Annotated in this window: 16 protein-coding genes and 4 tRNA genes; 5 read left to right on the top strand and 15 right to left on the bottom strand. The window is 43.6% G+C overall.

Annotated features, from left to right (window positions below):
• The first annotated feature begins 88 nt into the window (after nt 1–88).
• On the top strand, nt 89–1,309 hold the full coding sequence (gene serB, locus Q4492_RS13195; protein WP_303418744.1) for a phosphoserine phosphatase SerB: 1,221 nt from the start codon (nt 89–91) through the stop codon (nt 1,307–1,309).
• Nucleotides 1,310–1,380: 71 nt separating this feature from the next.
• On the opposite strand, the gene Q4492_RS13190 is transcribed toward serB, so the two are convergent.
• The 11 genes from Q4492_RS13190 to Q4492_RS13140 form a co-directional block, all read right to left on the bottom strand.
• A complete protein-coding gene (locus tag Q4492_RS13190) occupies nt 1,381–3,522 on the bottom strand; it encodes an EAL domain-containing protein (RefSeq protein WP_303418741.1) in 2,142 nt (713 codons plus the stop codon).
• A 154-nt stretch (nt 3,523–3,676) separates the two neighbouring features.
• Nucleotides 3,677–3,751: transfer RNA gene (locus Q4492_RS13185), tRNA-Gln, on the bottom strand.
• Nucleotides 3,752–3,956: 205 nt separating this feature from the next.
• Nucleotides 3,957–4,031, bottom strand: a tRNA-Gln gene (locus Q4492_RS13180).
• A gap of 15 nt (nt 4,032–4,046) precedes the next feature.
• Nucleotides 4,047–4,123: transfer RNA gene (locus Q4492_RS13175), tRNA-Met, on the bottom strand.
• 128 nt (nt 4,124–4,251) lie between these two features.
• Complete coding sequence (gene ychF / locus Q4492_RS13170) at nt 4,252–5,343, bottom strand: redox-regulated ATPase YchF (RefSeq protein ID WP_303418738.1); 1,092 nt, start codon at nt 5,341–5,343, stop codon at nt 4,252–4,254.
• A gap of 22 nt (nt 5,344–5,365) precedes the next feature.
• Entirely contained in the window at nt 5,366–5,956 is a 591-nt protein-coding gene (gene pth / locus Q4492_RS13165) for an aminoacyl-tRNA hydrolase (protein WP_067866581.1), read from the bottom strand.
• Between the two features lie 23 nt (nt 5,957–5,979).
• The gene (locus Q4492_RS13160; RefSeq protein ID WP_303418734.1) at nt 5,980–6,570 is read right to left on the bottom strand and encodes a 50S ribosomal protein L25/general stress protein Ctc; all 591 of its coding nucleotides are present in this window, start codon (nt 6,568–6,570) and stop codon (nt 5,980–5,982) included.
• Nucleotides 6,571–6,696: 126 nt separating this feature from the next.
• On the bottom strand, nt 6,697–7,638 hold the full coding sequence (locus tag Q4492_RS13155) for a ribose-phosphate pyrophosphokinase (protein ID WP_067984270.1): 942 nt from the start codon (nt 7,636–7,638) through the stop codon (nt 6,697–6,699).
• Between the two features lie 66 nt (nt 7,639–7,704).
• Nucleotides 7,705–7,779: transfer RNA gene (locus tag Q4492_RS13150), tRNA-Gln, on the bottom strand.
• A gap of 124 nt (nt 7,780–7,903) precedes the next feature.
• Nucleotides 7,904–8,488, bottom strand: a complete 585-nt coding sequence (lolB, locus tag Q4492_RS13145; RefSeq protein ID WP_303418728.1) for a lipoprotein insertase outer membrane protein LolB — start codon at nt 8,486–8,488, stop codon at nt 7,904–7,906.
• A gap of 35 nt (nt 8,489–8,523) precedes the next feature.
• Nucleotides 8,524–10,218: a tetratricopeptide repeat protein gene (locus tag Q4492_RS13140; RefSeq protein ID WP_303418725.1), complete on the bottom strand. Its 1,695-nt coding sequence runs from the start codon at nt 10,216–10,218 to the stop codon at nt 8,524–8,526.
• A gap of 257 nt (nt 10,219–10,475) precedes the next feature.
• On the opposite strand from Q4492_RS13140, the gene hemA reads away from it, so the two are divergent.
• The 4 genes from hemA to Q4492_RS13120 are packed head-to-tail and all read left to right on the top strand — an operon-like array spanning nt 10,476 to nt 14,541.
• Nucleotides 10,476–11,747: a glutamyl-tRNA reductase gene (hemA, locus tag Q4492_RS13135; RefSeq protein WP_303418722.1), complete on the top strand. Its 1,272-nt coding sequence runs from the start codon at nt 10,476–10,478 to the stop codon at nt 11,745–11,747.
• Nucleotides 11,747–12,835, top strand: coding sequence for a peptide chain release factor 1 (gene prfA / locus Q4492_RS13130; protein ID WP_303418719.1), 1,089 nt, complete (start codon nt 11,747–11,749; stop codon nt 12,833–12,835). The genes hemA and prfA overlap by 1 nt, the downstream gene beginning before the upstream one ends.
• A gap of 55 nt (nt 12,836–12,890) precedes the next feature.
• On the top strand, nt 12,891–13,724 hold the full coding sequence (prmC, locus tag Q4492_RS13125; RefSeq protein WP_303418716.1) for a peptide chain release factor N(5)-glutamine methyltransferase: 834 nt from the start codon (nt 12,891–12,893) through the stop codon (nt 13,722–13,724).
• A gap of 34 nt (nt 13,725–13,758) precedes the next feature.
• The gene (locus Q4492_RS13120) at nt 13,759–14,541 is read left to right on the top strand and encodes a molybdopterin-synthase adenylyltransferase MoeB (RefSeq protein ID WP_303418712.1); all 783 of its coding nucleotides are present in this window, start codon (nt 13,759–13,761) and stop codon (nt 14,539–14,541) included.
• A gap of 22 nt (nt 14,542–14,563) precedes the next feature.
• Here the strand turns inward: Q4492_RS13120 and Q4492_RS13115 are convergent, their stop codons facing one another.
• From Q4492_RS13115 to Q4492_RS13100, 4 genes are all read right to left on the bottom strand, one after another.
• Nucleotides 14,564–15,151 carry a hypothetical protein gene (locus tag Q4492_RS13115; RefSeq protein ID WP_303418710.1) on the bottom strand — a complete coding sequence of 196 codons (588 nt, stop codon included), beginning with the start codon at nt 15,149–15,151 and terminating at the stop codon, nt 14,564–14,566.
• Nucleotides 15,152–15,183: 32 nt separating this feature from the next.
• Nucleotides 15,184–16,140 (bottom strand): AEC family transporter, encoded by a 957-nt coding sequence (locus Q4492_RS13110; RefSeq protein WP_303418707.1) that lies wholly within the window; start codon nt 16,138–16,140, stop codon nt 15,184–15,186.
• A gap of 101 nt (nt 16,141–16,241) precedes the next feature.
• Nucleotides 16,242–16,748, bottom strand: coding sequence for a histidine phosphatase family protein (locus tag Q4492_RS13105; RefSeq protein ID WP_303418704.1), 507 nt, complete (start codon nt 16,746–16,748; stop codon nt 16,242–16,244).
• Between the two features lie 341 nt (nt 16,749–17,089).
• Nucleotides 17,090–18,748 carry an acyl CoA:acetate/3-ketoacid CoA transferase gene (locus tag Q4492_RS13100; protein WP_303418702.1) on the bottom strand — a complete coding sequence of 553 codons (1,659 nt, stop codon included), beginning with the start codon at nt 18,746–18,748 and terminating at the stop codon, nt 17,090–17,092.
• Nucleotides 18,749–18,833: the final 85 nt, after the last annotated feature.

Raw genomic sequence — 18,833 nt, 5'->3', positions numbered from 1 at the left:
ATCGATAAGTATTAATGATGAAATATGCCCTGCATAAGGGCTTTGTTATAATCAGCACCAATATGAGTTTCCACTGGAACCGCTTTTGATGAAAGAGATTATTCTGCTTAATATCTCGGGTGACGATAAGCCCGGGGTTACCTCTGCTATTACCAATATACTTGCTCAATTTCAGATCAATATTTTAGATATTGGTCAGGCGGTTATTCACGATACGCTTTCTTTAGGTATTTTAATTGAAGTGCCAAAGGCCGCGGAGTCATCTCCGTTGTTAAGAGATATTCTCTTTAAAGCGCATGAGCTTAATATGAATATCCGTTTTCAGCCAGTTGATGAGCATAATTATGAGGCCTGGGTTGCGGGCCAAGGTAAGTCACGTCATATCATCACCTTGTTGTCACGTAAGCTAAGTTCGGTTCAAATTGCGCGGGTCACCGAAATTGCGGCGCTCCATAGTTTGAATATCGATAATATTAGTCGTTTGTCCGGGCGTATTAGTTTAAGTGATAGCTGTGAGCAAACTAAAGCCTGTGTCGAATTTTCAGTGCGTGGTGCGCCTGCCGATGCAGCGAAATTAAGATCAGAATTTTTGACAGCGGCGAGCGATCTTGATGTGGATATCGCCTTTCAAGAGGATAATATCTATCGCCGTAACCGTCGTTTAGTTGTGTTTGATATGGACTCTACGCTGATCGAAGCTGAAGTGATTGATGAGCTAGCCAAAGAAGCAGGTGTCGGTGATCAAGTCGCTGAAATTACTGAAGCGGCAATGCGTGGAGAGATTGATTTTAATGAAAGCTTCCGCCGTCGTATGGCGCTTTTAAAGGGGCTGGATGTTTCAGTGCTGGAGCGTATTGCTGAGCGGTTACCGATGACTGAAGGGGCTGAGGAATTGGTCTCTAACTTGAAGGCGTTAGGTTTTAAAACGGCGATCTTGTCGGGCGGCTTTACCTATTTTGCATCCCGTTTACAGGATAAGCTGGGCTTTGACTATGTTTATGCGAATGAGCTTGATATTGATGAAGCGGGTAAAGTAACCGGCGAAGTTAAAGGCGTGATTGTGAATGGTGAGCGTAAAGCTGAACTGCTGCGTGAGATCGCGCAGAAAGAGGGGATTCGCCTAGAGCAGACTATTGCGGTTGGTGATGGAGCGAATGATCTGCCAATGCTCTCTATCGCAGGCCTAGGTATAGCTTTTCGTGCTAAGCCTCTAGTTCGAGAAAGCGCAAAGCAAGCAATTTCTACCTTAGGCTTAGATGGTATTCTGTACCTTATTGGTTTCCGTGACCGAGATACGTTGCAAGAGTAAGCGGTATATGGATTAAAAAAACAGCCCTATCAAGGGCTGTTTTTGTATATGGATGCTCTTAGTTTAACGAGTTATTGTTCGGCGAAAAAATCATAGTCCATTTTTTCTTTCGGGGGCTGTAAATAATTTCCCTGTACATAGTCAACACCGGCTTTCCATAGGGAGGCCATTGTTTTGGTATCTTCTACTTGTGGCGCAATAGATATCTTATCAAGACTGCCTAGCTGCTGGATTAGGCTATAGAACTGCTCATCGAGTTCCGGTGTGTTGTTTAGGTCTTGTGTATAAGATGCGTCAAGTTTGACGAAATCAGAGTGCACCATAGAGAGTATATCGTTGGCATTGAGTGCGTTGCCAAAATGCTTAATACAGACTCTGCAATGAATTTTTTGTAGTTTTTCAGTAAAAGCTTGTGCTTGGCGAGGTGAAATAGCTATATCTGATTCACTGATCTGGAAAACTAATCGTTCGGCTGGAATCTTATTTTTTCTAAGTACACCGGATAGCCAAGTAAGTAATTTTGTATCACTTAATACGTGTGCGGATATATTGATAAATAGTGTGTTTTTGATTTCTTGGTTAAGTGATCTCTTCAGCTGGATAAGGCTGTGTTCAATAACCCAGCGATCAACCTTTATTGATGCTTCGGAATCTTCAACAGTGGCCATAAAATCACAAGGTGCCAGCATGTTTTTCTCATCATCTAGTAGGCGGAGTAATACTTCATAGTACTGCTCCTTGTGGTCATCAGAGGTGAGATTCACTATAGGTTGGTAGAGTAACCTGAAATTCTTTTGGTCGATTAAAGTGCGAATATTTTCGTATTCATCATCTTTTTCTTCAATAATGGCAGCTTGAGGGATATGTAGTTTAACGCCATTCCCATTGCCTTTTTCTTTTCTAAGATCAGCAATCGCCATTTTTGCGCGATTTAAAAGTTCATCTTGAGGAGGGGTGCTGTCGTTAATAACGGTTATGCCTATAGAACAAGTTGATTGAACCTCCATGCCCGATATAGTTGAGCACGTTTTTGCGATGCATTGGCATAACTTTTCAGCAAAGGCTTCGGCTTTTTCTACATGCGGGTCTTTAAAGATGATTACAAAGGCGTTCTCTTCTGGATGTGTTAGTAAATGAGCTTTATTAACCTTTTTGTGCAGAAGGGCTGAAATATCTCGTATGAGCTGATCGCTTCCTTCATGGCCGCGTTTTTCTTTAATTTGTGCGAGCTGATCAAGCTCTATGTAGAGTAAAGAGCAATCATTGCCACCTCGTTGCGCTCTTTGGGTTATCTGTTCGAGCTGCTTATGGAGATGGTGTTTGTTAAAGAGCCCAGAGATATAGTCTAAATCTTCGTTTAATAGTCCGCCTACATGGTGATCATCGACTCGGAATAGGACTCTAATGAGCTGCTTCTGGTTACGCTCTATAATGGAGAGTTCCATGTTTGCAGTGAACTCTGTGCGGTCGCTTCTCTGAACGCTGAGCTGTAACTCTGATTCGTTCAGATGTTGCGCATCCATTTTGCTTAATTGTTCTGTGAATTTTTTCCGATCTTCAAAATTGAGGAAATCGACCAGAGGTTTGCCTTCCACTTGTTCATTGCTTTCAAAGCCCAAGAGGTCAAGAAAGCTTTCATTAATACAAACAAGCGAGCCTTGGTCGCAGCAGGCAATAGCGTTTTTCGAGCTAAGCATTAGTTGCTGAGCACGTTTTTCGGCTTCAGCTAAGGATGCTTCGGCTGCCCTTAAACGGCGACGGTTATCTAAGTGATCTAGTTCACGTCTGATGTTGATCAGAACTAATTCTTTTTCATCTAAAGGCACGACGGCTTGGATATGGTTTTTTAAGCCTTGTAGCAGTAGGTGGCTATCAGAACTGGGAATAATCTGTATGACGGGAATATCTTTATCTAAACGCTTCAAATGGCTTATGGCTTGTTTAGAGGTGAATTCACCACGATCTATAGTGCATAAAATTAGGTCCCAAGATCGCTCGCTAAGGGCGCTGAGGAACTCTGTTTCATTATTTACCTGTTTGCCGCGTGGGGATATTCTAGATGTTCGTAGCAGCGTTATAAGTGGCGCGGTCTCTTCGGCAGATAAGCCTAAGAACAGAAGTTGTACATTTCTTCTCAGGCGCTGTTTGCGGGGCTGATTGTTTTCATATTTATTCAACAACGTGCTGTCGTCAACTTCAATAACCTGAGACATGTATGTGCGAACTCCAGAATTTAATTCCTTTAAAATCTACTGCTCATTAATAATATGAGTAGTGTTAAATATATCCGGTTTATTGGTTGTTGTCAGGTTTCTAAAGAAGATTGGATAATCAAATTATGGAGGGTGTTTAGAAGGGGATAAGAAATGGCTGGGGTAGGAGGATTCGAACCTCCGCATGCTGGTATCAGAAACCAGTGCCTTACCGCTTGGCGATACCCCAACAAGGATAGAATACACAGCTTTATCTTCAGAGGTTTCAATCTATAAGGATTTAAAACCAAAGCGATTTATATGCTGAGAAAGTCTATATGTAGAAGATGGTAGTTTTAAACTAACCTAAGGTTTAAGCAGGACTAAAGTTACATAGTTTAACTAATCTTGGTTAATGCCACTTTGATTAACATGAATAGCTAATGCTTAAATAGTGGCTGGGGTAGGAGGATTCGAACCTCCGCATGACGAGATCAAAACCCGTTGCCTTACCGCTTGGCTATACCCCAGCATTATCTGAAACATGGTGGCAATAGCGGGACTCGAACCTGCGACCCTCGCATTATGAATGCGATGCTCTAACCAACTGAGCTATATTGCCAACGCTTCAGAGGCGCGCATTATTCGCTTTTTCGGTTTATCTGTCAATAGGTTATCTAGGAAAAAATCAGAAAAAAATGAATAAAAAAAACCGACAATGAGTGTCGGCTTTTTTTGGTGAATTTTTGTTCAGACGTTGAAGCGGAAATGGACAACATCGCCATCTTGAACAATATAGTCTTTACCTTCTAGGCGCCATTTCCCTGCGTCTTTTGCGCCGTTTTCGCCATTGAACTCAATAAAGTGCTCATAGCTAACAACTTCGGCGCGGATAAAGCCTTTTTCAAAGTCGGTATGGATAACACCCGCTGCTTGCGGTGCTGTTGCGCCTACTTTGACAGTCCAAGCGCGAACCTCTTTTACGCCTGCGGTAAAGTAGGTTTGTAGGCCTAGTAGGTTGTAGCCTTCGCGGATAACACGATCTAATCCAGGCTCTTCCATACCCAGGTCTTCAAGAAACTCGTTGCGTTCTTCGTCATCTAATTCTGAAATTTCAGCTTCGAGTTTGTTGCAGACAACCACAACGCCCGCTTGTTCTGTCGCGGCTAACTCTCGGACTTTGTCTAGATGAGGATTATTTTCAAAACCATCTTCATCAACATTGGCTATATACATTGTTGGTTTGACGGTTAGCATATGGAAAGTCTTTGCGATGGCCATCTCATCGTCATTCAGACCTAAAGCTCGAACAGGTAGGCCCTCTTCTAGATGCGGAATCAAGCGTTCTAGAATGGCTTTTTGTGCGACAGCCTCTTTATCGCCGCCTTTAGCTGCCTTTTGTATACGTTGTAGTTGTTTCTCTGCAGAGTCTAAATCAGCTAAAGCGAGCTCAAGGTTGATAATTTCTATGTCAGCTAGGGGATCGATGCGGTTGGCGACATGGATAACATTGTCGTCTTCAAAGCAGCGAACAACATGTGCAATGGCATCGGTTTCACGGATGTTAGCTAAAAACTTATTACCTAGACCTTCGCCTTTTGATGCACCTGCTACGAGTCCTGCAATATCCACAAATTCCATGGTTGTTGGTAGAACGCGCTCAGGATCAACGATTGCCGCTAATTTATCTAAACGAGGATCGGGCATTGCCACGGTACCGGCGTTTGGCTCGATAGTGCAAAATGGGAAATTCTCGGCGGCAATACCGTTTTTGGTTAGCGCATTAAAAAGTGTAGATTTGCCTACGTTAGGCAGGCCAACAATACCGCATTTAAAACCCATGATTGATTCCTGTTAGTTGAAACTAGCTGGCTGAAAAGCTATGTAACTGGTTCATTGCTTTGGCCCAGTCGCCGGTAATGGCTAACTCCAAATGACGTTCTGCTTCATCTATTGCTGTTAGAGTTGCATCGCGTTCTTTTGCTGGAGCTTTATTTAATACAAACCCACTTACTTGGCTGCTATGACCGGGATGGCCTATTCCAATACGTAAGCGGTAGAAATTCTTATTATTGCCAAGTTTACTAATAATATCTCGTAAACCATTATGTCCACCATGTCCGCCGCCTAATTTAAAGCGAGCAATGCCTGGGGGCAGGTCAAGTTCGTCATGCGCGACTAAAATTGATTCAGGTGGGATTTTAAAAAAGTTTGCTAATGCTGAAACGGATTGGCCGCTCAAATTCATAAAGGTTGTAGGTACAAGTAAATGTACAATTGAACCATTAATATTAGCTTTAGCGTAAAGCCCATGATATTTCTTTTCGGGCTTTAGGGGGGTGAGATGTCGAGCAGCAAGCTGCTCGACAAACTCTGCACCAGCATTGTGACGAGTTTGTGCATATTTATCGCCAGGATTACCTAGGCCAACAATTAGCTGAATCTTGTCTTTCATGCTAGTGCATTGTTACCGGTAAATTACTTGTTGCCGCGAGGCGCGTAAATGTAACCGATACCTTGATCATGATCACCGCCACGACGAAGAGATACGATCTCAACACCTGCAGGCAAAGTGATGTCTGATAAGTGAAGTACTTTGTCTGTTTCGCAATCAGATAGGTCAACTACCAAGCTTTCTGGTAGATCTGTTGCTAGGCAAATAATTTCAACTGTGTTTTTCTCAGATGCAAATTTGCAAGCAGCTTTAGATGCAGGTGATTTTTCAAAGTTGACAAATTCAACAGGAACAGTGATTTTGATCGCGCTGGATTTAGTTACACGCTGAAAGTCAGCATGTAGTACAACAGGTTTAGCAGGGTGACGCTGTAGATCTTTTAGGATCACTTGCTCATCTTTGCCATCTAGTTTTAGTGTAACAATAGATGAGTAGAAAGCATCGTCTGCTAGTAGCTTAATTAGCTCGTTATTTGGCATTGCGATGGCTGTTGGCTTTTTGCGCTTATCACCACCGTAAACAATACCAGGAACAAGACCTGTGCGACGTAGGCGGCGGCTCGCACCTTTCCCTTCATCTTCACGTGCTACTGCATTTACTTCAAAGTTAGACATTTTAATACCTTTAAATAAACAAACTGCAAAACCTTGCGACCAAGTTTTGCAGTATTTGGCCCTTATGGGCAATATGCTCGCCGCTTCGTGGCGAGCGCTGTATCAGCGATTGTTGTAAGTGTTACCTTAGCGGAACATTGCGCTGATAGATTCTTCGTTACAAACACGGCGAACGGCTTCTGCAAGCAGTGGCGCGAGTGTTAGCTGGCGAATTTTATTGCAGCCAGCGGCTGCTTCAGAAAGAGGGATTGTGTCAGTGACAACAAATTCATCTAAATCTGAGTTGGTGATATTGCTAACAGCAGGACCGGAAAGAACTGCGTGAGTCGCGTAAGCAACTACGCGTGCTGCACCGTTTGCTTTCAGCGCTTTAGCTGCTTTACACAGCGTGCCTGCGGTATCGCACATGTCATCGACAAGTACGCAGGTACGGCCTTCAACATCACCTATAATATTCATAACTTGTGATTCATTTGCACGCTCACGACGTTTGTCGATAATGGCAAGATCACAATCAAGTTGTTTAGCAACCGCTCTGGCGCGTACTACACCGCCTACGTCTGGCGAAACAACCATTATATTGTCGTATTCTTGGTCAACGATATCATCTAGTAGTACAGGTGAACCGTAAACGTTATCCACAGGAACACTAAAGAATCCCTGAATCTGGTCTGCATGGAGATCAACCGTAAGAACGCGGTCGATACCAATAGCATCCATCATGTCTGCAACCACTTTCGCTGTGATAGGTACACGAGCAGAGCGGGGGCGACGATCTTGGCGGGCGTAACCAAAGTAAGGTACAACCGCTGTAATACGTGAAGCTGATGCCCGGCGAAGAGCATCCGCAAGTACAATCAGTTCCATTAGATTGTCGTTCGTTGGCGCGCAGGTAGATTGTATAATGAAAACATCTTTACCACGGACGTTTTCTTGAATCTCAACGCTTACTTCGCCATCACTAAAACGACCAACATTTGCTTTACCCATAGGGATATCAAGGCGATCAACTACTTTTCGCGCAAGTTCCGGGTTAGCATTGCCGGTGAAGACCATCATCTTGGACACGGCGTGCACCTTTTCGATTGTAATTTGTTCGGAATCTATAGATTGGGAACCGTTCATAGGCTTTTTTGGCTGGGGTAGGAGGATTCGAACCTCCGCATACTGGTATCAGAAACCAGTGCCTTACCGCTTGGCGATACCCCAACATTTTCCTCTTGGAGGACCGGCCTCCCATTGAAAGAGGCGCAGATTATCTAGGATTGGCTTTTTAATGTCAAACCTTAGAGGCGCTTAGAGGTTAATATTCCTTATCGTTTTACTTTGGATCTTATTGTTTGATCCAGCTATTAATGATGACCGTTATTTTTAGATCATTTCTGGATAGGCTTAGCTTGTTCGGCAGCGCGGGATTTAGGTTGTTATAGCGTAGATACTGAATCTCCCATCCGTCCTGCTGTAGTGCTTTAAGACGGTTGTCTTCAAGGTGATGAGTATAAGGTTTTTCTGGTGAAGGTAAGCCACGTATCCACCAGTAAATATCGCTGATAGGCAGATCCCAACCTAGTTTCTCATATAATATTTGTTCTGGGTTGGCTCCCCTGTATTGTTTGTCACCAGATACGTTAACGGTAACAGCCCCAGGTTTTCCTTCGATTGAGGCTCCTCCTTGTCCCCAAGGGCCATGTATATCAATTTGGTAAGTTTGCGCTATCTGTAGCCATTTGAGGCTGGCTGTTTGATTGTCGTCAGCTGTGCGAATGCCAACTTTACCGCTTAGTTCCCAGTTTAAATATTGTTTCAAAAGGGTTTGATGCTCATCCCAAGATAGGTTGGGAGAGAGTGGTTGAGTTTTTTGTAAACTACAACCGGCTAAATATAAGCAGCAGAAGGCAAAGAATAAGTTTTTATACATATAGATTTTGATATCTGTCAGTTAGACAATGCAAATTATTGAGTGCCAATAGCTTGCATTGCTTCATCTAAAAAGGGATTGTCTGGGTTCTCTTTATGGGCAGACTCGAGCAGCGTTTTGGCTTTGTCTTTTTGATCGGTTGCCCAGTAAACTTGAATGAGATGGCTAGATACTTCAGGGTCTGAATATAACGCGTGAGCTTTTTCCAGATAAGGTAGCGCTTCTTGTGAACGCCCCATCTTATGTAATACCCAGCCCATAGAATCTAAAATAGCGGGGTCTTCGGGTTCTAGATTTAGCGCGGTTTGAATTAATTGATGTGCTTCTGTAAATCGATCGGTATGTAATAGTAGAGTATAGCCAAGCGCATTGAGTGCGGTCGCATTATCGGGGTCTAGGGCGAGTACTTGACGTAAATCCTTCTCCGCTTGTGGAAAGTCGGTTGATTCAATCATCATCGCACGTGTGTAGAGTAGCGTGGTGTTGTTCGGCGTTAGGCTCAAGGCATCTTCAATTAAGGTAAATGCTTCATCGCTATAGTTGTGGAGGTTTAGCCATTCGGCTTCTATGGTAAATATTTGAGTTGCTTGGCTAGGTAGTGAAGCACGTGCATCCTTAAGAATTTGTTGGACTTGTGCCTTATTTTGGTCGCTTTCTAGTAGCGCGACTGCTCGTGTTAATGCCTGTAAAACATTGGGGCCTTCTTTTACCGAAATATAGTGCTCAATCGCCTGTTTGTTATTCTTTTGAGCTTGTGCGATATGGCCCAGATAAAAGTGAGGAGAGCTATCGTTCTCTTCGATAATTAAAAGGTGTTTAAACGCTTTTTGTGCAGTTGTTAATTGTTCATTTTCAAGTAAAAGAAGCGCTAAATAATAGGTGAGCTGTTTATCTTTAATATTGTCATCTAAAAGTGATTCGGCTTGTTGAGTGGCTTCTTGGATATGGTTGGTCTGGAATAATAGCTGTGTATAGAGAATGTTAAGTTGTTTGTTTTCGGGTTGCTGCTCAAAGGCTGACTTGATCATTGTAAGTGCGCCGTCTAGATCTTTTTCTAAGCGCAGTAGTTCAGCTTTCTGTATTAATGCTTCAGGGTTTTCCGGGTTGATATCTAGTGCTTGATTAAATGAAGCAAGGGCCCGTTCTGTTTGGTTTGATGCTTTGTAAAGTAAAGCTAAAGTGAGTGCTAAATCAGAGCGAGGTTTGTGGCTCTTTTTATATGCTTCGAGCATTGAGATGTAGCCGCTGCTCGTTTGGCTGTTTATGTTTTCACTTTGGTTACGAATTAGCGCTAACGTGCGGAGAGCGTCGTAGTCTAATGCTTTTTGAATTAATGGGAGAGCGTCTTCGTATTTGCCTTCATGTAACAGCATAGAGGCTTCTATTTGGTATGGTTCTGGGTTTTCTGGTGAGATCTCACGCCATAGACGCGCACTGCTAAGAATTTTATCGCTATCTCTTAGGTACTGAGCAATACGTGTTGCTCGCTCTGCCACTGCTGGATCGCGAGTTTTTTGGGCTTGTACTGAATAGTTATCTAACGCAATTGGGAATAATCGTCGCTGCCCTGCAATTTCGGCAAGTAGAAGATCGTAAAGTGATTCCTGATTAAATTCCCCAGGAACGTAGGTTGCAGGTTCTGATGCTAATGTTTGCTTAGGTGCTGGATTGCTCTGGCAGCCTTGCAGAATAAGCAATGAGAAAGTAATAAATATAAAAGATCTATTCATTGAAAAATGCACTTAATGTCTAGGCCATCACTATGATTGTTTGATCACTATAGTTGAATCAGTAACTGCTTGTCAGCTACTTGAAGCGGTTTTACTTAGTATTAATACGCTATTTCTGACAATAAGTTCCTATAAATGTTCAGTGGTGTTTTAACCTTTGGGGCAAAGCGTTGTATCATAGCGCGCTTATTGGGGTTAGTTACCATTAGCCTGTTGTAACTGTGTATATATGGCTGTGGGTAGTAGTGGCGGAAAAAATGGCTTTATTAGCATTAGGCATCAATCATAAAACAGCACCGGTTGAGGTGCGTGAACGCGTTGCGTTTGCGCCTGAGCTATTATCGGATGCGATGCTGGCTGCTCGGGATTTTGCAAGCCTTAAAGAGATCGCTATTCTTTCAACTTGTAATCGCACTGAGTTGTATTGCTCTGCTGGTATAGAGGGAAGTCGAGCTTTATTAGAATGGCTGGGTGAATATCACAATCTTGATTCTAATGAGCTGCAGAAGTGCTCTTATGCACTCTGGGATGAAGAGGCCGCACGGCATATGATGAGAGTCGCCAGTGGGTTGGATTCTTTAGTGTTGGGTGAACCTCAAATATTGGGCCAATTGAAATCAGCTTATAGTCTTTCCCAAGAGCATGGTCATGTAGGTGCGGAACTTGGACGCTTGTTTCAACAAACGTTCTCTATTGCTAAACAAGTGCGTACTGATACAGCGATAGGTGAAAATCCCGTTTCCGTTGCTTATGCTGCTGTGAGCTTGGCGCAGCATATCTTTGCAAATCTAAATGATAGTAAAGCTTTGTTGATCGGTGCCGGAGAAACGATAGAGCTGGTGGCTCGTCACCTTTCTCAGGCGGGCGTGAAAGATATTACTGTTGCTAACCGCACCTTAAGCCGTGCCTTATCTTTAGCTGAAGAGTTTGATGGTCAGGCCATTTTACTTGGTGATATACCTGATGCCTTGGCTGAAGCGGATATAGTTATTTCGTCAACTGCGAGTCAGTTGCCTATCTTAGGTAAAGGCGCGGTTGAGGCTGCTCTTAAGCGGCGTAAACATCGACCTATCTTTATGGTTGATATTGCGGTTCCGAGAGATATTGAAACTCAAGTTTCGGAATTGGACGATGTATATTTATATACAGTCGATGATTTAAAAGAGGTTATCGAAGAAAATCAGCGTAGCCGTGAGAATGCGGCTCGCCAAGCTGAAGAGATTGTTGAAAGTGGCGCTCATGAGTTTATGCGTCAACTTCGCTCTTTAGAGGCTGTTGATCTATTAACTGCTTTTCGGAGTCAAGCGGAAGCAGTGCGTGATCAGGAATTAGAAAAAGCGCTTAAGCAACTAGCGAACGGGAAGCCGGCTGACGAAATATTGCAGATGTTAGCGCGCGGATTAACAAATAAGTTGCTCCATCATCCGACGATTCAGATGCGTAAAGCAAGTGCTGAAGGTCGTACCGATCTATTGGATCTTGTGCAGGAGCTGCATCAGATCGGTGATCCATTTAAAAACGAGAAATAATGAAAGAATCAATCGTAAGTAAGCTCGAAAAACTCAGCGATCGTTATGAAGAGCTTGCGGCTTTGCTGTCCGATGCTGAAGTTATTACTGATCAAAATAAATTTCGCGATTACTCTAAAGAGTATTCGGAGCTTGAGCCTGTGGTTCAGGGGTTTGCTGCTTATAATCAAGCCGTAGAAGATATGGGTGAAGCGGAAGCTATGATGAATGATAGCGACCCGGATATGCGTGAGATGGGGAAAGAGGAATACCCAGAGGTTAAAGCACGCATTGAAAAGTTAGAGTCTGAGCTAGAAGTACTGTTACTGCCAAAAGATCCAAACGATTCGCGTAACGTGTTTTTAGAGGTGCGAGCAGGAACCGGTGGTGACGAGGCCGCTATTTTTGCGGGTGACCTTTTTCGTATGTACTCCCGTTTTGCTGAAGTGCAAGGTTGGCGCGTTGAGGTTGTAAGTGTCAATGAGGGAGATCATGGTGGTTATAAAGAGGTTATATCGCGGATTGTTGGCACCGATGTTTATTCTAAATTGAAATTTGAATCAGGCGCGCATCGTGTGCAGAGGGTTCCTGAAACTGAATCTCAAGGTCGTGTGCATACCTCAGCTTGTACCGTTGCAGTGATGCCTGAAATGGATGAATCTGCAGAGATTGAGATCAATAAAGGTGATCTCCGTGTGGACACCTTCCGAGCCTCAGGTGCGGGTGGTCAGCACGTCAACAAAACGGACTCTGCTATACGTTTAACACATATACCGACGGGTGTAGTGGTTGAGTGTCAGGAGGAGCGTTCGCAGCATAAGAACCGTGCAAAAGCGATGTCATTATTGGCATCTCGCTTACAGGCCGCTGAAGATGAGCGTAACGCGGCAGAGATGGCGAGTACGCGTAAAGGTCTAGTGGGTAGCGGAGATCGTTCTGAACGTATCCGTACCTATAATTACCCACAAGGTCGCGTAACGGATCATCGTATTAATCTCACACTTTATAAGTTACAAGAGATTATCGGTGGTGAGTTACAGCATGTAGTTGAGCCTTTGCTGCAAGAGTATCAAGCCGAGCAGCTCGGCGCTCTGTCAGAGGAAAGTTAAATGTTAAGGGCCGTTATGGCCCTTTTCTTTATCTTAGTTTAAAAAATGTGGTTTTATGCAGATCCAACAAGCACTTGCGCTGTATTCACAATTAGAAGATAAATCAGAATCCGCAGCGTTGGATATTGAATTGATGCTCTGTTCTTTGTTAAGCAAGCCCCGTAGTTATCTTTTCACTTGGCCAGAAAAAGAGCTACCTCAAACGATCACTGCTCAGCTAGAAGTAATGATTCAGCGCCGTTGTGATGGCGAGCCGGTGGCCCATATTTTAGGCGCGCGAGGATTTTGGGATTTTGATCTTGAAGTTTCTCCTCATACATTAATTCCGCGTCCTGACACTGAGATATTAGTTGAGCAGGTATTGGCGCTTGATCTTCCTTCTTCTGCCCGTGTTGCTGATTTAGGCACAGGGACGGGGGCTATTGCATTGGCTTTAGCTTGGGAGCGACCTGAGTGGACAATTGTAGCATCGGACTATGTGGCGGAGGCGGTGGCGCTTGCTGAACGAAATAGGGATAAGCTTAAGCTGCATAATGTGAGCTTACTGCAGGGTAGCTGGTTTGAGCCCCATTCAGGGCAATATGATCTGATTGTTAGTAATCCCCCTTATATAGACCCTAATGACCCTCATTTGATGCAAGGTGATGTGCGTTTTGAGCCTTTGTCGGCACTCATTGCTGATAAAAAGGGGATGGCTGATATTGAGTTGATTAGCGATCAAGCGCGTGACTTTCTTTGTGACGGTGGTTTTTTGTTGTTTGAGCATGGTTATGATCAAGGGGAAAACTGCCGAGCGCTTCTGAATGGTTTAGGTTATGAAAAAGTGGAAACTCTTCGTGACTATGGCAATAATGAACGCGTAACTTTAGGGCAGTGGATAAAGTGCTGATACCTATAAATAAAAGCATTGTTGGAGAGCTCTAATGCTGAGTGATGAGCAGCTATTACGTTACAGTCGTCAAATAATGTTGCCTGATGTGGATATTAATGGTCAGGAAACATGGTTGAATTCAACGGTTTTGATTGTCGGTCTAGGTGGGTTGGGTAGTCCTGTTGCTATGTATCTTGCTGCCGCGGGTGTAGGGGAACTGGTTCTGCTTGATGATGATGAGGTTGAACTTTCTAATTTACAGCGCCAAGTTATTCATAACAGTAAACGGATTGGTCAGGCTAAAGTAGATTCTGCTCGTAATACGATCGCCTCTTTGAATCCTGATGTTCGAGTGAAGACCATCTACGAGCGTCTTGATGAAAGCGCGCTTCAGCGTTTAATCGCTACGGTTGATCTAGTGGTCGACTGTACTGACAATTTTACTACGCGTTTTGCTATTAATCGTGCATGCTTTCGACATAAAAAGCCGCTTGTTTCTGGAGCAGCTATCCGTATGGAAGGGCAAGTTGCTGTCTATGATCCTCTCAAGTTGGAATCACCTTGTTATCAATGCCTTTATACTGAGGGAAGTGATGAGGCGTTAACCTGCTCAGAGTCTGGTGTGCTATCACCCTTAGTAGGGATTATTGGTTCTATTCAGGCAATGGAGGCCTTGAAAGTACTTGCCTCTGTGGGTGAAAGTTTAGCGGGGCGTTTGATGTTGCTGGATGCGAAATCAATGGAATGGCGAACGCTGAAATTACGGAAAGATCCGCATTGTTCGGTGTGCTCTCCGGCAGCGATGGCGACTCATGAACCTCATCACCGTGGATAATGCTAGGCTGGCTTAAATTTTATTAGAGAAACATCCTCCTGATCTGTAGATCTTCGGCGCACTTATTAGCATATGTAAGTGTCTCCTCGTCAATCTCATCCATATCCACCTGTTTAGGTAGTACAGCCCCTGAATTAATTAGGAAGTGTATTAAGGGGCGGTCGCCCATTTTTAATGCTTTTATTACTATGGACTCTTTAATTTCGGCACCGTGCTGAATTAAGAGACTTATATGAAGCATTAGCTGTGTAGGTTGGCTGTACTCAAAACAAGCCGCTAATAGTTGATCCCTATCTTCGTTATTACCTGCGCTTAGAAGTGCGGTAAGGAGGCGAAGGCTAGCTTCTTGCTTAATGGATAATATGCCGAAAGGGTGATCATTAACGGTTTTTCCTGTTGCTGATGCGCCCTGTTCAAGTATTAATGTCAGAAGATGGGGGCGTTGTTGAATAATGCAGGCTTCAACTAATCCTGGTGTTGTATCTGATGATAATTTATCAATATCACTCGGTTTTATCTTTCTTAAATACTTGAGTAGTTTCTCCTTATCATCAGCCAAAATAGCTTTGTAAGCGTTAGCAAGTGGATCTGCTTTAAAGAGATGGCGCACGTAGATACCCTGTCTATTCCGATTAAGTCGCTTTAAATAATGGCGATTACTCTTAGGAGATAGATCCCCGCACTGAGAGTGAGTACGGACCCTAAGGTGGTCATTAAAATAATATTAGCGGCGAGTTCAGCATTACCGCCCATACTTTTCGCCATAACGAAACTGGCAGCGGCTGTAGGACATCCGAACAGTACCATCATCATTGCTAAATCTTGACCTTTAAAGCCATAAAGCCAAGCGGCGATTGTTAGTACTAAAGGGATAAAGACTAGCTTGCTGAGCGTGGCCCAAGTTGCTTGCGATGATGTGTTCCTTAAACTAGCCAAGTTAAGTGACCCGCCTATAGCTAGTAATGCCAGTGGTAGCGTTAAATTAGCGAAATAGCGTCCCGTATTTTGGGCAATTTCAGGTAGTTTGAAGCCAAAATAAGAGAAAGGTAGGGCAAGCAGTACAGCAATGATTAATGGATTCTTTATTATTTCATAAAGGGTGCTGCCTATATTAGAGGCACCGCTTCTTTGGGCGGGAATCGTCAAAGCTACAATGGATAATACGTTATACATAGGGATGACTAAGGCCAATAGCAAAGACGCTTGCGCTAGCCCTGAATCAGAAAAAAGGTTGTAACTTACCGCGAGGCCGATAATTCCATAGTTGCTACGGAATGCGCCTTGAATAAATACCCCTAAGTCCTCTGGTCGCTTAATCCAATATTTCCCTATAGCCCAGAGAGCGATAAAGGATATAAAAGTGCTAATTAGCACAAAACCAAGCTGTTGAGGATTGAAGACGGCTTGGAAATCAGTCCGAGAGATAGACATAAATACGAGGGTTGGTAGGGTGATTACAAATACCAGTTTTGAGGCTGTGTGGATAAAACCCTCATCAATCACCTTCAAGCGTTTGAGCAAATAACCAAGAAAGACGATAAAGAAAATTGGTGCAACTATATTGGCAGTAAAGCTAAGTGAGTGAAGATAAAGTTCCACTTTGGGCTACCCTATAAGTAAAAAGTGCCGCTATTTTAGCATAGGTGTTTAATGCTAAGGGATAGATGATGCTTATTTATCTAAGAGTCGTAGCATTGCCTCTATTCATTGCTTGTTATGTGTTTTTTCGGGTAATCAAACAGGGATAAGCTTGCGCAACCTTCTGCTAGCTCATGCCAGTTCTTGATACTTAAGTGTAGATGCATAACAGCCGCGGTGGGGAATTTAGTGACGCTCTCTTGGCGTAAGATCGATGCTAAGTGTTCGAGTCCAGGGTTATGGCCTACAAGCATAATGTGCTTATATGATTCGGGCATGTTTTGTAATACAAGCAAGAGTGTTTCTGCGGATGATTCGTAAAGCTCTGGAATCTCAAGTATTTGGTTTTGTGGTATAGCGAGTCGGCTGCAGATCGCTTTTGCCGTTGAGAGGGTTCGTGTAGCGCCGCTACTAAGAAGCGTATCCGGTGTTAATTGGTAATCGGCTAAGCGTTCAACCATTGCAGGGAGATCTCGCTTTCCTCTTTTATTAAGTGGACGCTCAAAATCAGTTAATTCAGGATGCTTCCAGCTGGATTTTGCATGGCGCACCAACGTGAGCTTTTTCATTTGAGGTACCCAACGATTAAATAGGAATTGGCTGTATAAAGATTAATTGATATTTGTGTAAATGCGAGTCATCAAATATTTATTTTGCTGCCTGATGCAATAAGAATTGTTTTAATACCATCCTGAAAACAGGGGTGATATAGCGTTTTCTAGCCTAAAGGTAGAACAAAGCGTGTGTTCTTATCTCGGTTCTATTAGGTTTTGTACAATGCTTTATCATTCCCTGTTTTCTGGTTTTAGGTGTGATATGGCTTGTTTACCTTCTGCACAATAGCGCTGCACACGCGTTATATAGATAAACTTAATCATTCACACCTAAGTGGATGGACTGTAGGTCGCGCTCAACTTGTGTTTTTTGTTGCCTGTTCAGGTTGTGGATATTCTGATCGGCTTAAAACATTTTTCATTAAAGAGCGCATCTGTGTCATCGAGCGACTACCGGGGTGTTCAAGATGCATTGGTTTGTCTTGAAAAAGCCTAGCATCCATTAAGCTTAGGTTGTCATCGATAAGCGGGATAAATTCCATTTGATCTAAAATATCAGTTTGGAGATCGGCCCCTGGTGCTATTTCGGTCAAGAGTAGGCCGTTTTTTGTGAGTTTGAATACAGCTCTCTCTGTGATGAATGTTACTTGTTGTTGGCATTCCATAGCGTAGTTACCATTGAATGTGATCTGCTGTACGTTCTTCTTGAATTTTTTTAGGGTGCCGTTAGTAGTAATTTTTAACGTGCCATTGATCACTTCTAGTTGTTGTTTGCCTGAGGTGAATGTACCTAAAAAATAAACATCCTGTGTATTTTGCGTTATGTTTATAAACCCGCCAGCGCCCGCTAGTTTTGTGCCAAAGCGGCTGACGTTTACATGTCCTTCTGGGCAGGTCTCAGCGAGGCCTAAGAAAGCCTGATCCAATCCACCGCCATCGTAAAAATCAAATTGAGCCGGCTGATCAATAATGGCTTGGGCGTTGCTGACCGCACCAAAGCTTAATCCACTTGCGGGTTGGCCGCCAATGCCGCCTGGCTCTACTGTTAAAGTGAAATCATCACCCTTATTTTCTTCAGCGGCTACAGTGGCGATCATCTCAGGCATGCCTATACCTAGGTTTACAATCGAATTCTTTTTTAATTCCACCAAGGCTCGGCGTGCAATGATTTTGCGGGCATCGAGAGAGGTTTTGCCTGATTGTTGGGCTGTGTTTCGTACTTGCCCTGAATACGCTGGGTTAAAGGGTTCAGCGAATGTTTGTGGGTGGTCTTCGGGTGTGGAAAGAATAATGTGGTCTACTAAGATGCCAGGGATACGGACGCGGTCGGGAGTCAGCAGGTGTTCGTCTGTTATTTGTTCTATTTGCACTAAGACGATTCCGCCGCAATTTTTTACCGCTTGGGCGATGGCTAAGGAATCGAGGGGGAGTGCTTCCCGTTCCATTGATATATTGCCATTTCTATCTGCAGTTGTTCCGCGAAGTAGTGCAATATTCAGGGGAAAGTGTTTGTAAAGCAGGCACTCTTGGCCGTTTATATCGAGTAGTTGAACAAGATCTTCTGTGGAGCGTGAATTTATTTTTCCGCCTTCAATTCTTGGATCCACAAAAGTATGTAAGCCGACTGTAGTGAGGGTTCCCGGCTTACCTGCAGCTATATCTCGAAACATATGGCAGATAACCCCTTGAGGCAAATTGTAGGCTTCAATTTGATTATCTATGGCCAGTTTGCCAAGCGTTGGAGCTAGTCCCCAGTGTCCGCCTATAACACGTTTCACCATGCCTTGATGGCCAAAATGGTTTAATCCGCGATGTTTAGTGTCACCTTGCCCTGCTGCATAGAATAAGTTGAGATTATTAGGTTCGCCCTCTTCTAGGAAGCGCTTTTCAATGGCGGTAGCTAAGGTTTCTGCGAATCCAATGCCGATAAATCCGCCTGTAACAATCATGTCATTGGATTGAATTAGTTCTGCCGCTCGTGATGCGGTAATGAGCTTGCTTGGACGTTGACTCATGGAGGACCTAATTGTCTATTATTATTTTTAGTATTACAGATGTAGCAAATGGATGGCCAATGTTTTAAACATGTTTGTAAACAAG

This window comes from Neptuniibacter sp. 1_MG-2023 (assembly GCF_030547185.1).
Classification (GTDB): domain Bacteria; phylum Pseudomonadota; class Gammaproteobacteria; order Pseudomonadales; family Balneatricaceae; genus Neptuniibacter.
This window is presented reverse-complemented; position numbering and strand designations above follow the sequence as displayed.

What these genes read in the sequence shown, in the direction of transcription:
- pth (WP_067866581.1), bottom strand. Translation starts at nt 5,956, where the DNA reads ATGAAAGACAAGATTCAGCTAATTGTTGGCCTAGGTAATCCTGGCGAT.
- serB (WP_303418744.1), top strand. Translation starts at nt 89, where the DNA reads ATGAAAGAGATTATTCTGCTTAATATCTCGGGTGACGATAAGCCCGGG.
- prfA (WP_303418719.1), top strand. Translation starts at nt 11,747, where the DNA reads ATGAAAGAATCAATCGTAAGTAAGCTCGAAAAACTCAGCGATCGTTAT.
- prmC (WP_303418716.1), top strand. Translation starts at nt 12,891, where the DNA reads ATGCAGATCCAACAAGCACTTGCGCTGTATTCACAATTAGAAGATAAA.
- Q4492_RS13100 (WP_303418702.1), bottom strand. Translation starts at nt 18,748, where the DNA reads ATGAGTCAACGTCCAAGCAAGCTCATTACCGCATCACGAGCGGCAGAA.
- lolB (WP_303418728.1), bottom strand. Translation starts at nt 8,488, where the DNA reads ATGTATAAAAACTTATTCTTTGCCTTCTGCTGCTTATATTTAGCCGGT.
- Q4492_RS13160 (WP_303418734.1), bottom strand. Translation starts at nt 6,570, where the DNA reads ATGTCTAACTTTGAAGTAAATGCAGTAGCACGTGAAGATGAAGGGAAA.
- hemA (WP_303418722.1), top strand. Translation starts at nt 10,476, where the DNA reads ATGGCTTTATTAGCATTAGGCATCAATCATAAAACAGCACCGGTTGAG.
- Q4492_RS13190 (WP_303418741.1), bottom strand. Translation starts at nt 3,522, where the DNA reads ATGTCTCAGGTTATTGAAGTTGACGACAGCACGTTGTTGAATAAATAT.
- Q4492_RS13140 (WP_303418725.1), bottom strand. Translation starts at nt 10,218, where the DNA reads ATGAATAGATCTTTTATATTTATTACTTTCTCATTGCTTATTCTGCAA.
- ychF (WP_303418738.1), bottom strand. Translation starts at nt 5,343, where the DNA reads ATGGGTTTTAAATGCGGTATTGTTGGCCTGCCTAACGTAGGCAAATCT.
- Q4492_RS13105 (WP_303418704.1), bottom strand. Translation starts at nt 16,748, where the DNA reads ATGAAAAAGCTCACGTTGGTGCGCCATGCAAAATCCAGCTGGAAGCAT.
- Q4492_RS13120 (WP_303418712.1), top strand. Translation starts at nt 13,759, where the DNA reads ATGCTGAGTGATGAGCAGCTATTACGTTACAGTCGTCAAATAATGTTG.